The 12,898-nt window shown below is 44.2% G+C and carries 15 protein-coding genes; 13 read left to right on the forward strand and 2 right to left on the reverse strand.

The window, feature by feature from the left end:
- Positions 1 to 116 precede the first annotated feature (116 nt).
- Complete coding sequence (locus AC13DA_RS07160) at positions 117 to 632, forward strand: peroxiredoxin (RefSeq protein ID WP_007146368.1); 516 nt, start codon at positions 117 to 119, stop codon at positions 630 to 632.
- Between the two features lie 65 nt (positions 633 to 697).
- Here AC13DA_RS07160 and rpiA read toward each other — a convergent pair whose 3' ends face one another.
- Positions 698 to 1,378 carry a ribose-5-phosphate isomerase RpiA gene (gene rpiA, locus AC13DA_RS07165; RefSeq protein ID WP_284450771.1) on the reverse strand — a complete coding sequence of 227 codons (681 nt, stop codon included), beginning with the start codon at positions 1,376 to 1,378 and terminating at the stop codon, positions 698 to 700.
- 226 nt (positions 1,379 to 1,604) lie between these two features.
- Between rpiA and AC13DA_RS07170 the strand changes: the two genes are divergently transcribed.
- The 3 genes from AC13DA_RS07170 to nhaD all read left to right on the forward strand — a co-directional run bounded on the left by AC13DA_RS07170 (position 1,605) and on the right by nhaD (position 4,553).
- Entirely contained in the window at positions 1,605 to 2,486 is an 882-nt protein-coding gene (locus tag AC13DA_RS07170) for a fructosamine kinase family protein (RefSeq protein ID WP_284450770.1), read from the forward strand.
- A 70-nt stretch (positions 2,487 to 2,556) separates the two neighbouring features.
- Positions 2,557 to 3,027 carry a low molecular weight protein-tyrosine-phosphatase gene (locus tag AC13DA_RS07175; RefSeq protein WP_007146371.1) on the forward strand — a complete coding sequence of 157 codons (471 nt, stop codon included), beginning with the start codon at positions 2,557 to 2,559 and terminating at the stop codon, positions 3,025 to 3,027.
- A gap of 68 nt (positions 3,028 to 3,095) precedes the next feature.
- Positions 3,096 to 4,553: a sodium:proton antiporter NhaD gene (gene nhaD / locus AC13DA_RS07180; RefSeq protein WP_284450769.1), complete on the forward strand. Its 1,458-nt coding sequence runs from the start codon at positions 3,096 to 3,098 to the stop codon at positions 4,551 to 4,553.
- A 55-nt stretch (positions 4,554 to 4,608) separates the two neighbouring features.
- Here nhaD and AC13DA_RS07185 read toward each other — a convergent pair whose 3' ends face one another.
- Positions 4,609 to 5,301, reverse strand: a complete 693-nt coding sequence (locus tag AC13DA_RS07185; protein WP_273181215.1) for a MaoC family dehydratase — start codon at positions 5,299 to 5,301, stop codon at positions 4,609 to 4,611.
- Positions 5,302 to 5,498: 197 nt separating this feature from the next.
- On the opposite strand from AC13DA_RS07185, the gene AC13DA_RS07190 reads away from it, so the two are divergent.
- The 9 genes from AC13DA_RS07190 (at position 5,499) to AC13DA_RS07230 (ending at position 12,836) form a co-directional block, all read left to right on the forward strand.
- A complete protein-coding gene (locus AC13DA_RS07190) occupies positions 5,499 to 6,554 on the forward strand; it encodes a 3-deoxy-7-phosphoheptulonate synthase (protein WP_284450768.1) in 1,056 nt (351 codons plus the stop codon).
- A 186-nt stretch (positions 6,555 to 6,740) separates the two neighbouring features.
- Positions 6,741 to 7,322: an electron transport complex subunit RsxA gene (gene rsxA / locus AC13DA_RS07195; RefSeq protein WP_040576593.1), complete on the forward strand. Its 582-nt coding sequence runs from the start codon at positions 6,741 to 6,743 to the stop codon at positions 7,320 to 7,322.
- Positions 7,323 to 7,326: 4 nt separating this feature from the next.
- Positions 7,327 to 7,887, forward strand: coding sequence for an electron transport complex subunit RsxB (gene rsxB, locus AC13DA_RS07200; RefSeq protein WP_007146376.1), 561 nt, complete (start codon positions 7,327 to 7,329; stop codon positions 7,885 to 7,887).
- Entirely contained in the window at positions 7,884 to 9,401 is a 1,518-nt protein-coding gene (gene rsxC / locus AC13DA_RS07205; RefSeq protein ID WP_284450767.1) for an electron transport complex subunit RsxC, read from the forward strand. The genes rsxB and rsxC overlap by 4 nt, the downstream gene beginning before the upstream one ends.
- A 2-nt stretch (positions 9,402 to 9,403) precedes the next feature.
- Entirely contained in the window at positions 9,404 to 10,435 is a 1,032-nt protein-coding gene (gene rsxD / locus AC13DA_RS07210; protein ID WP_284450766.1) for an electron transport complex subunit RsxD, read from the forward strand.
- Positions 10,435 to 11,070 (forward strand): electron transport complex subunit RsxG, encoded by a 636-nt coding sequence (rsxG, locus tag AC13DA_RS07215; protein WP_007146379.1) that lies wholly within the window; start codon positions 10,435 to 10,437, stop codon positions 11,068 to 11,070. Before rsxD ends, rsxG begins: the two co-directional genes overlap by 1 nt.
- The gene (locus AC13DA_RS07220; RefSeq protein ID WP_007146380.1) at positions 11,067 to 11,753 is read left to right on the forward strand and encodes an electron transport complex subunit E; all 687 of its coding nucleotides are present in this window, start codon (positions 11,067 to 11,069) and stop codon (positions 11,751 to 11,753) included. The genes rsxG and AC13DA_RS07220 overlap by 4 nt, the downstream gene beginning before the upstream one ends.
- A gap of 1 nt (position 11,754) precedes the next feature.
- Complete coding sequence (nth, locus tag AC13DA_RS07225; protein WP_284450765.1) at positions 11,755 to 12,411, forward strand: endonuclease III; 657 nt, start codon at positions 11,755 to 11,757, stop codon at positions 12,409 to 12,411.
- On the forward strand, positions 12,411 to 12,836 hold the full coding sequence (locus AC13DA_RS07230; protein WP_348638096.1) for a DUF1841 family protein: 426 nt from the start codon (positions 12,411 to 12,413) through the stop codon (positions 12,834 to 12,836). Before nth ends, AC13DA_RS07230 begins: the two co-directional genes overlap by 1 nt.
- Positions 12,837 to 12,898: the final 62 nt, after the last annotated feature.

The following is a 12,898-nucleotide window of genomic DNA, read 5'->3' on the forward strand; positions in this document are numbered from 1 at the left end:
ACTCGACAGCACAATTCCAAACTCATAAAACCGCATGTTTCATAGTGTTTTTATCTGTCAGCGATTGCCTTATGCTAGACACCCTGTAAATAAAAATAACGGATTAAGGAGCAATTATGACAATCGAAGTTGGACAGAAAATTCCCGCAGCGACACTTTCTGAGTGTGTTGATTTTTCGGCGAGCAGTGGCTGCCCTGTCAACCCTCAACCACAGAATGTTCAATCATTGACTGAAGGAAAAACCATTGTTCTTTTCGGTGTTCCGGGTGCATTCACCCCACTCTGCTCTGAAGAACACTTACCTGGCTTTATCCGATTAGCAGATGAGATCAAAGCGGCTGGCGCCGATGAAATCTGGTGCATGGCTGTTAACGATGCTTTTGTCATGGGCGCCTGGGGCCGACAAGTAAATAATGAAGGCAAGGTCAGAATGATGGCTGATGGTAGTGCCGAGCTGACCAAAGCCATGGGCTTAGATAGAGACTTAACTGCCGGAGGAATGGGTGTACGTTGTTATCGCTTTGCCTGCATCCTGAAAGATGGTGTGGTGACTTATATCGGCGTTGAAGGCTCAGGCGAGTTTGGTAAATCTAAAGCAGAAACCATTTTGGATGAACTAAAAAAATCCTAAGCAACATCACAAATATTTGAGTTGGGGGAGTTTCACTCCCCTTTCTCATTCACTGATGGCTAACGTTATCGCCAGTGTTCTTCCACCTCAAATTCACCACCAATAAAAATGGCTGATGCGGTGTCACTGAAAATCCCATGCTCGACTATGCCGGGAATGGTATCCAGAATCATGGTTAGCTCTAAGCTATCCATTTGTTTAAATTGCATATCAAGCACCAGACTACCACTTGCTGTAACAGCAACATTATCCCCCGAGGCATTTAGTCGAAGCTGGCCTTGACCACCTTGTTGTTTAAGCTGGGTCAGAACCAAACGCCATGCCTGAGGCATGACTTCCACCGGAATCGGAAAGTTTTGTCCGATATGCTCGACCAGTTTTGACTCATCAACTAAAACAAAAAATTGATCCGCTGCTGAAGCTAACAATTTTTCATTCACTAAATCCTGACCGCGTCCTTTCAATAAAGTAAGATCCGGTGTGACCTCATCGGCACCATCCACATACATATCCAGCGCATCAAGTTCTGCAATAGACAGCACGGGCAATCCCGCTTCACGCGCTTTAATCTCACTAATCGCAGAACTACTCACGGTATGAATAGTTAGTTTTTCAGTCTTACAGCGTTTTGCCAGAGCTTCAATAAAGAAATTGGCGGTGGAACCAGTGCCCAATCCCACTATCATATTCTGCTCAACTAAATTGGCTGCATGCAGTGCTACTCGTTGTTTTGGATTCATAGCCATAGACAAACTCCTTATGCCATCCGTAAATACTGTTCAGCTTACATAGCAATGACAGATAAAAAAACGGACAATCCATATGGTTGATGGTTCTTTCATCGTGTTCTGCACGCACTATTCACATTTTCATAACGTATGCTCAACCATGTAAAACTTGATGCCTCAGTGCTTAGCTCATATCCTTAGCTATAGCAGCTAACTCTTTTTTCAAATCTGGTAAGGAAAAATAATGGCACAGCTCGACTCCATTGTTGAACATATTGAATCGACCACCAATCAGAGTCTTCAGCCATATCAACTGAACAGTATCGGTGGTGGTTGTATTAATAGCGCCTTTCAACTAAAAACAGAACAGCAAGCTTATTTTATAAAGGTGAATCAGCCTTCTTTATCGCTAATGTTTGAAGCCGAAGCACTTGGCTTGCAAGAGATGTCAGCGACTAAAAGCATTCGGGTTCCAGAGGTCATCTGCCAAGGAACAAATCATCAACACAGTTATTTGGTCTTGGAATACATTCCACTTAGAAGTTTACGCGGCGATGGCAATATCACACTGGGTGAACAGCTGGCCCACATGCACAAAGTAAAACAGCCCTTTTTTGGCTGGCAAATGGATAATACGATTGGCAGCACACCACAAATCAATGATCAAAATCACCATTGGTTAGGGTTCTGGCGCGAACATCGTTTAGGGCAACAGCTGAAGTTTGCAGCTCAAAATGGTTACACAGGTCGTCTACAATCTCATGGTGAAAAACTCCTTGATAACCTGGACAAACTGCTTGAGAACCACCACCCGCAACCATCACTGTTGCATGGTGATTTATGGGGTGGAAATGCGGCAGCTGATGATCTTGGACAACCCGTTATTTTCGACCCGGCCTGCTATTATGGCGACCGTGAAACTGACTTGGCGATGACAGAATTATTTGGTGGCTTTGGCCGGGATTTTTTTGCTGCATACAATGCTATCTATCCTGTCGACTCAGGCTATGCAACACGTAAAACCTTGTATAACCTCTACCATATTCTGAATCACCTCAATTTATTTGGCGGTGGTTATATGGGTCAGGCTGAGTCAATGATAGACCAGCTTCTTTCTGAAATTTAAATCGATAATTGATTGATTTCATTAATCCTAAATCTGAATTTTTTCACTAGTTAAGCAAAAGAAATAAACAATGAATCAAATAAAAGTACTTTTTGTCTGCATGGGTAATATTTGTCGTTCACCAACCGCTGAAGGGGTATTCACAAAATTAACGGAGGATTTGGGTACGCGCGACCGTTTTCTGATTGACTCGGCGGGTACCCATGCTTATCACGTCGGTGAAGAACCTGACAGCCGGGCTCAACAAACAGCAAAACAACGTGGAATCGATCTGTCATACATCCGTGCCCGAAAATTTAATCAGGCAGATTTTGAAGAGTTTGATTACATCTTAGCTATGGATAGTAGTAATTATCAGATTTTGATAAATGCCTGTCCTGATGCTTACAAACACAAAGTCAAAATGTTTTTAGACTATGCGCCGCAACGTGAAGAATCTGATGTGCCCGATCCCTACTACGGTGGTCAAAATGGCTTTAATCATGTTTTTGATCTGGTGGCAGATGCCTCTAAAGGATTTCACGATAGCGTCGTTAACTAATAAACATTTGTTCACGTTGTTTTCGGGCGTATTATTGCCGAGTCTCGTCATTCATAAGGATTTTAGTCGTGAAATCATTTCTCCAAGGACGCTCATGGCTCCTGCTTAGTTTTGCCACTTTTTTAATATTACCCCACTCTGCTTTTGCTGCAGAAAATGCCAAGCTGCTGGATCTGACCTCTCATTGGGTGGGTTATGTGTCTATCTTCTTATTTGTAGTTGCGTATGCTTTGGTCATCGTTGAAGAAGAAATTCATATGCGAAAATCCAAGCCTGTGATGGTGGCAGCGGGTGTCATATGGGGATTGATTGCACTTATTTACGCTCAACAACCCGACTCAGAATATCACCACACAGCAGGCTTAATGATTCGCCATAACCTGGAAGAATATGGCGAGTTATTATTGTTCTTGTTGGCAGCGATGACCTATATCAACACCATGGGAGAACGCGGCGTATTTAACAGTCTCCGCGCCTGGTTAATCAATAAAGGTTTTTCTTTACGAAGTATCTTTTGGATCACCGGACTATTTGCCTTCTTTATATCGCCAGTTGCAGATAACCTGACCACCGCCTTATTAATGGCGACGGTTGTTATGGCCGTAGGTGGTACCAATATCAAATTTGTGTCTGTCGCCTGTATCAATATTGTTGTTGCAGCCAATGCGGGCGGTGCTTTTAGTCCATTTGGTGATATCACTACTTTAATGGTCTGGCAAAAAGGTATGGTCGAATTTCAGGAGTTCTTTAAATTATTTATTCCCTCTGTAGTGAATTGGTTTATACCAGCATTTTTAATGTCTTTGGCGATAAAAAACGGACAACCCCAAGCTAATTCAGATGCGGCAGAACTCAAGGAAGGTGCTCTTGTTGTTATTGGCTTGTTTTTAGTCACCATCACAATGGCCGTCTGTGCACATAATTTCCTTCATTTACCGCCAGTTATTGGCATGATGACAGGACTAGGTTTATTGAAACTCTATGGTTACACTCTAAAAATGCGTGACAGACGCACCTTTATCAATACGACATCAGATGCAGAAGGCTCAGCAGGTGTCAAAGTGGAAGGTTTAGATCGACGCAAACCATTTAATATTTTCCAACAGGTTGAACGAGCAGAATGGGACACGTTGATGTTTTTTTACGGCATCATTCTATGTGTCGGTGGCTTAGGAACAATTGGTTACCTAAACCTTGGTTCACAGCTGATGTATGGGGATTTAGGTCCAACTACCGCGAATATTTTAGTCGGTATTGTCTCAGCGATTGTTGATAACATTCCGGTGATGTTCGCCGTACTGTCAATGAATCCTGATATGAGTCAGGGACAATGGCTCTTAGTAACACTCACAGCTGGTGTCGGTGGCTCTCTGTTATCAATTGGCTCTGCAGCAGGTGTCGCTGTGATGGGTCAAGCCAGAGGCATTTACACATTCTTCTCCCATATCAAGTGGATATGGGCTATTGCTCTGGGTTATGCCGCTAGTATTTATGTTCATCTCTGGCTGAATAGTGCAATGTTCTGATCGAAATTACAGATCAGTAAAATAAAAAGGCGGTGATTGAAAACCGCCTTTTTTGTTATTCATATAAGCGTAATAACATTTCTGCTATACAGGCTGGTCGCTTACTATTTTCCACTTCAATTGTGACTTCACGCACTAATTCCAAACCACGCCTAAGCGGTGTTACAGCAATAATACGAGTTCGAGCCCGTATGCGCTTGCCAGCTCTGACTGGTGAAGGGAAAACTACTTTATTCATCCCATAATTGACCAGCATTCTGGCTTCAGGGTAGTCATTTTTTTCTGGGTTAACGGTATCGGTCAATTTCGGAATCAAGGATAGTGTCAAAAAGCCATGGGCAATAGTTGATTTAAAAGGTGATTCATTTTTCGCTTTTTGTGGATCGGTGTGAATCCATTGATGATCGCCGGTGGCCTGTGCAAACTGGTCGATACAAGGTTGATCAACCAGAAACCACTCTCCGATGTAATTTTCAACACCCAGATTCGACTCAATGCGTCTGTGTAAATCGGTAAACTTCTCACTTAACTTAGGAGCCGTTTCGATATCATTGATAACAGGCTCTTCACTATCATGAAAGAAATGGAAGTATTGTGTCCATGGCAGGGAGAAGTTTCGGATATCAGAGACTTTTTTATTAATGGTTTCCGGCCAGCTTTTTAGTGTTGTTTCTACTCGATTCTTTATTTCTGAATTGATTGACTCAAGCTTTTCTTGACCCTGCTTAAATGACTCTACCAGCCGCATAGTTGATCCTTTCTTCCAAACCTTAACGCCATATATTTGACTTATTCCGTAGTCATAAGTTTTTCTGCATATAGTGTGCCACAGGTTCCGAACCCACGTTTGAAGGATCTCATCATTATTTGTTACATGCTTGAGATAGCACAAAACGCCTTCAGCGGTTACAATTCTGTGTTTATTTCATCGATACCATAGATACCATGCTCTACAGCACAGACGATCTGCGAATCACTGGCATTCAAGAAGTGATCCCACCGGCTCAACTTCATGAGGAATTACCCATTACCGATCAGGCATCGGAAACAGTTTTCCATGCTCGTAAAGCGACACAGGATATTTTGCACAAACGCGATGATCGCTTAACAGTCATCGTTGGTCCTTGCTCTATACACGATCCTCTTGCTGCTCGTGAGTATGCCACAAGACTCCAACCTTTAATCGAAGAACTTAAAGATGACTTACAAATCATCATGCGAGTTTATTTTGAAAAACCGCGCTCAGTCGTTGGTTGGAAAGGTTTGATCAACGATCCGTATCTTGATGGCAGCTTCAAAATCAACGATGGACTTCACATCGCCCGCAAGTTACTTCTGGATCTTGCTGAGATGGGAGTACCCTCAGCCACAGAATATCTTGACTTAATCAGCCCACAATATATCGCTGATCTAGTCTCCTGGGGAGCCATTGGCGCCAGAACCACTGAAAGTCAGGCTCATCGTGAACTTGCATCCGGTCTTTCCTGCCCTGTTGGCTTTAAAAATGCGACCGATGGTGGAGTGCAAATTGCTGTCGATGCCTGTCTTTCGGCTTCAAAACCTCATCATTTCATGTCGTTGACTAAAGCAGGTCGTTCCGCCATTTTCTCCACTACTGGCAACCCTGACTGTCACATTATTTTACGTGGTGGCCGTGAACCTAATTTTGACAACGACAGTGTTAATGCTGCCGCCGAAGTCATTACTCGTTCAGGTCAAGATGTCAGAATCATGATCGACTGTAGTCATGCCAATAGTGGCAAAAATCATATTCAACAAGAAACCGTGTGCCGTGAAGTCGCCATCCAGATTGCCGCTGGAGAGAAACGAATCATCGGACTAATGTTAGAAAGTAACTTGGTCGCTGGCCGACAAAATGCCGAGACAGGTAAAGAGTTAGTCTATGGACAAAGTATTACAGATGCTTGTATGGCTTGGGACAACACAGAAGATCTTCTCAGAGAGCTGGCTCAGGCAGTTCGGCAACGTCGAGAACAGTAAACCATATTGATGCGTAACATCATTGTTGATTTGTCTGATAAGTTGCTCACAGATAACGCATTAATATCGTTGCTATAGCTTCGATATTCATGCTTTTTAAGCTATAATTACTGATTACCGTTTACAGCCGAAATAAATCCGTGCTGAAATGACAACTAATTCCTGAGAAAATCAGTAGGTTATTAAATGGCAGATTATGCCCTCATACTCATAAGTACGATACTGGTCAATAATATTGTCCTCGTCAAATTCCTGGGACTATGCCCTTTCATGGGGGTTTCACGTAAGCTTGAAACAGCTATGGGAATGGCGCTTGCCACAACCTTTGTGTTGACACTGTCATCGATCAGTAGCTATCTGATTAATGAATATTTACTTGCTCCATTTGGTATTGAATTCCTGCGTACCATCAGTTTTATTTTCGTTATTGCTGTAGTTGTTCAGTTCACTGAGATGGTCGTTCACAAAACCAGTCCTCTGCTTTATCAGGTACTAGGTATTTTCTTACCATTGATTACAACTAACTGTGCCGTACTGGGTGTTGCTTTGCTGAATGTCCAAGAAAAACATGGATTTATTGAATCAGCGCTGTATGGTTTTGGGGCGGCTTTAGGTTTTTCAATGGTGTTGATAATTTTCGCGGGTATGCGTGAACGTCTTGCTGCAGCCGATGTGCCTGTTCCTTTCCAAGGTGCTGCTATCGGGCTTATTACCGCAGGCCTGATGTCTATGGCCTTTATGGGTTTTACCGGACTGGTGAAAGGATAAGCCCATGTTGACTGCAGTAATTGCTTTAACGCTTCTGGCGTTGATTCTCGGTTTGCTATTAGGCTTTGCATCGGTCAAATTCAAAGTTGAAGGCGATCCAATTGTCGACCAGATCGATAAAATTCTTCCTCAAACTCAATGTGGTCAATGTAGTTTTGCTGGTTGCCGGCCTTATGCTGAAGCCATTGCTGCCGGTGAAGTGGATATTAACCGTTGCCCGCCTGGTGGCGAATCCACCATTCAAGCGCTTGCCGATCTATTGGATGTTGAACCAAAACCACTTGATGAAGAATGTGGCGTCGAAAAACCCAAAATGCTTGCGGTGATTGATGAACAACGTTGTATTGGCTGTACTTTATGTATTCAAGCCTGCCCTGTCGATGCGATTTTGGGTGCAGCAAAACATATGCACACGGTTATCGCCGATGAGTGTACGGGTTGTGAACTATGCTTAGAGCCTTGTCCGGTGGATTGTATTGATATGGTTGAAATGACACCTAATCCCAATACCTGGCGCTGGCCAGATCCTTCTCACGTCCAACTGGAGCGTGGAGAAAGAATATGACAAAAACCTTAGGTTCTTTTCCAGGTGGCTTGAAATTACCCGGTCATAAAAAGCGGTCAACGCAAACACCTATCCGTAAAACACCTTTAGCTAAAAGGCTGACCTTACCGCTGCAACAGCATATTGGTAGTGCCGCCATTCCTATTGTCGAAGTGGGTGACAAGGTGCTTAAAGGTCAGCAAATTGCTCGCGCCGATGGTCATGTTTCGGTCTGTTTACATGCGCCAAGTTCAGGCACCATTATCGCTATTGAAGATCAGCCTATTCCGCATCCATCAGGTCTGACAGCACCCTGCATCACCATCGAAACAGATGGGGAAGATTGCTGGGTAGAACGTCATCCGGTAAAAGACTACCGCTCACTTTCTGCCCATGAGATTCGTCAAATTGTACGCGATGCTGGCATTGTGGGACTTGGCGGCGCGGGCTTCCCTAGCTTTATCAAGCTCAACCCCGGCGTGCACCATACCGTCGAAACACTTCTACTGAATGGGGCAGAATGTGAGCCTTATATCAGCTGCGATGACATGCTGATGCGTGAACGGGCTGACGGCATTATAGATGGCGTCGAAATCATGCAATATGCACTTCGGGCTCGCGAAGTCATCCTGGCGATAGAAGATAATAAACCGCAAGCCATTTCAGCGATGGAACTGGCTTTAGCATCTCGACCACATTTGCAAAATACCCGGCTCGTTGTTGTTCCAACACGCTATCCAACCGGTGGTGAAAAGCAGCTTATTCAAGTGGTAACGGGTAAAGAAGTCCCCAGCAATGGTTTGCCTATCGATTTAGGTATTGTTAGCCACAATATGGGAACGGCTTATGCGGTGGGTCGTGCTATTCACCACGGCGAACCTTTAATTTCAAGAATCGTGACGGTCACCGGTAAAGATGTGACCCATGCCGGTAACTTTGAAACCCTGTTCGGTACCCCTATCTCAGAAGTTTTAGCTTACGCCGAAACGAAACGGGAACCGGATGAAGCCTTTATTCTTGGTGGGCCGATGATGGGCTTTAGCTTGTCAGGTGATAACCTGCCAGTGACAAAAACAGCAAACTGTATTCTTGCTGGTGTAGATGATGCTGCTCCGGCACAAGAACCCTTGCCATGCATTCGTTGTGGAGATTGTGCAAGTGCTTGCCCTGCCAGCTTACTGCCTCAGCAACTCTATTGGCATTCACGCGCAAAAGATTTTGACCAGACCCGCGATTACAATTTATTCGATTGTATTGAGTGTGGCTGCTGTGATTATGTCTGCCCAAGTAAAATTCCGCTTGTTTCTTATTTCCGCTTTGCCAAAACTGAGATTATGAATCAGGAGCGTGAACGCAAAAAATCAGATCTTGCCCGAGATCGTTTTGAAACGCGTCAGGCACGGTTAGAACGTGAACAACGCGAAAAAGAAGAACGTCAACGTCAGCGTAAAGCCGCTCTAGCAGCCTCAAAAGCCAAAAAAGAACAGGAAAAGACTGCAGAAACCGCTGACGCGGATAATAAGGAGACAGAGTAAAAATGGCGATATTCCGAATGAGCCCGCCATTTTTGGCAGGCACTAACCGCGTCACCATCCAAATGCTGCAAGTCATCTTTGCGATGATTCCAGCGATAGCCGCTATGGTCTATTTCTTTGGCCCAGCGGTTTTAATCAATATCAGTCTGGCGCTGACGGTCGCTTTATTAGCGGAAGCCATTTTATTAAAGCTTCGCAAACGTCCTGTTAAACCGTTTATTACAGATGGTAGTGCTGCCGTTACCGCCATACTGCTGGCCGTGGCTATCCCGCCACTGTCGCCATGGTGGCTGACCGTCACTGGCGTTTTGTTTGCGATCGTGTTTGCCAAACACCTATATGGCGGCCTGGGATATAACCCGTTTAATCCGGCGATGATAGGTTATGTATTGTTACTGGTTTCCTTCCCCCTTGAAATGACAACCTGGTTACCTGTTAAATCACTGACAGATAACCCCCTTGACTTACATTCCGCCTTTCAATTGATTTTTTATGGTCAGACCAATGCCGGTTGGGTTGCTGATACCGTGTCCGGTGCCACGCCACTAGATACCATGAAAACCCAGATAGGCCAATCGATTGCACCCGCTTATATTGTGAATCAGAACCTGTTTGGCAGCTTAGGTGGACTTGGCTGGGAATGGATCAATATCTGGTTTGCCGTTGGTGGGCTCTATCTTCTATATCGTCGCGTTATCAGCTGGCATGTGCCTGTTGCCATGATTGGGACGATGTTTGTGTTGAGCGGCGTTACCTATTTATTCGCACCAGAAATAACGGGGTCACCCCTATTTCATTTGATGAGCGGTGGCACCATGATTGGCGCTTTCTTTATTGCCACTGATCCTGTCTCCGGTTCCACCACAGTTAAAGGTCGATTAGTATTCGGCGCTGGGGTTGGCGCGTTGACCTACATTATTCGTGTCTGGGGTGGTTATCCTGATGGTGTTGCTTTTGCTGTTTTATTAATGAATATGCTGGCACCCTTGATCGATTATTACACACAACCCAAAGTCTACGGGGCCACGAAATAATGGCTGATTTCAAAAAACATGTATTAAGAGTAGGCGCCGTTCTTGGTCTTTTTGCTATCGTGGCAACCACCATGGTGGCTTTTACAGAGCAAAATACTCGTCAGCAAATCAAGGAAAATGAACGCCAGGCATTATTGGATGCGATAAACACCTTAATACCGCATGAGCAATACGATAATGCTATTTTGCAAGACACTCTAGCACTGCCTAAAACCGAAGAGCTCGGTACGGAAGAAACTACACAAGTGTACCGTGCCCGTAAACAGAACCAACCGGTGGCGGTTGTGCTGACCGTTGTTGCTCCTAATGGTTACTCGGGTCGAATTAAAATGTTAGTGGGGATTTATAACGATGGTACTCTGGCTGGTGTCCGTGTTATTAATCACAAAGAAACACCGGGACTGGGTGATAAAATTGATGCCAGTCGTTCAAACTGGATTAAGCAGTTTGAAGGTTTGTCATTAGAAAATCCTTCATCAGCGAAATGGAAAGTCAAAAAAGATGGCGGGGCTTTTGATCAATTCACCGGGGCCACCATTACACCAAGGGCCGTAGTCAAAGCTGTTAAAGCCTCACTAGAATATTTTAAAAATCATCGTGAAGCATTATTTGCCCAAAATGAGGAAAAATCATGAATCCTTATTACCAAATAGTTAAAGAAGGCTTGTGGAAGAATAATCCAGCGCTGGTACAGTTGCTGGGCTTATGTCCCCTTCTTGCCGTCACCAATACTGTCATCAACGGTTTAGGATTAGGCTTAGCGACGATATTAACCTTGGTTGCCTCCAACGGTTTTATCTCTTTATTGAGAAATCAGATTCCTGATGAAGCGCGACTCCCCGTGTTTGTGATGATCATTGCCTCGATTGTGACCATTATCGAATTATCAATGAATGCTTGGTTTCATGATCTGTACCTAATCCTGGGCATTTTTATTCCGTTAATCGTGACGAATTGTTCGATTATTGGTCGGGCTGAAGCCTTCGCTGCCAGAAACTCTGTGGGTCCCGCCCTGCTTGATGGCTTAATGATGGGCTTAGGATTCACTGCAGTATTAGTTGTATTAGGTGGCATGCGTGAACTTATCGGCCAGGGCACACTTTTCTCTCAGGCAGAGTTGATGTTTGGTGATGTAGCGAAAAATTTCAGCATCACAGTGATTGATGATTACCGCGGTTTTTTACTGGCCTTGTTACCACCTGGTGCATTTATTGGTCTGGGATTAATCGTCGCATTAAAAAATGTCATTGATGCCAGACTCAGTAAACAACAAACAGCCCAAGTAGAAGCTACGGCTGAAGTGGCTACGAGCAGCTAAAATGAATCAGGCTCAACGGCGTGACTTTTTTGCCACGCTAAAAGCACACAATCCGGCGCCTACCACTGAACTCAATTATTCTTCGCCTTTTGAGTTATTGATTGCGGTTATTTTGTCTGCTCAGGCCACCGATGTGGGTGTCAATAAGGCGACCGACAAACTCTACCCCGTCGCCAATACCCCCGAAAAAATTCTGGCCCTCGGCGTAGACGGTTTAAAGCAGTACATAAAAACCATTGGTTTATTCAATAGCAAAGCCGAAAATGTCATTAAAACCTGCAAAATACTGATTGAGCAGCATAACAGCCAGGTACCGGAAAACAGAGAAGCACTTGAAGCGTTACCAGGGGTTGGCCGTAAAACAGCAAACGTCATTCTGAATACCGTTTTTAAACACCCGGTTATTGCCGTTGATACACATATCTTTCGACTCTCCAACAGAACAGGTCTGGCTAAAGGTAAAACCGTTAAAGCCGTTGAAGATAAGCTGATGAAAGTCGTCCCCAAAGAATATCTGTTAGATGCGCATCACTGGCTGATTCTGCATGGTCGCTATGTTTGCCTGGCACGTAAACCGAAATGTGACACATGTTGTGTTACTCAATACTGTGACTACTACCGCGATCAGCAACGTCGTCAGTCACTCTCAGTGTCATGATGTTTGGACAAAACAGACAAGAAATCAGACAAGTCTATTTTGATGTCTGGGCAAAAAGTCACTCAGGCCAGCCTTTATCTGAGCTTGAGAAATACATCGCTCATATCATAGAACTACACCCAGAATATCACCCCCTATTTAACCAGCCAGAAAACATCCATCAGGACTATTTTGTGGAAGCAGGTGATACCAATCCATTTTTGCATATGGGATTACATCTGGCATTGCATGAGCAAATCCAAACGGACAGACCCTCTGGTATTCGTGAAATTTATCGGCAATTACTGGTTATCAAACAGGATCAGCACCACTGTGACCATCTGATGATGGACTGTCTGGCTGAATCCATATGGCAAGCACAACGAGATGGTATTCCACCATCAGAAGAAACCTATCTAAACACGCTTAAACAATTATTGTCATAAACTCAGATCAACTTAATTCACTCTATCAATTCATCAATGTCTTAATGCATCACGGAGAATAG

This window comes from Methylophaga sp. F-2, from assembly GCF_056859315.1.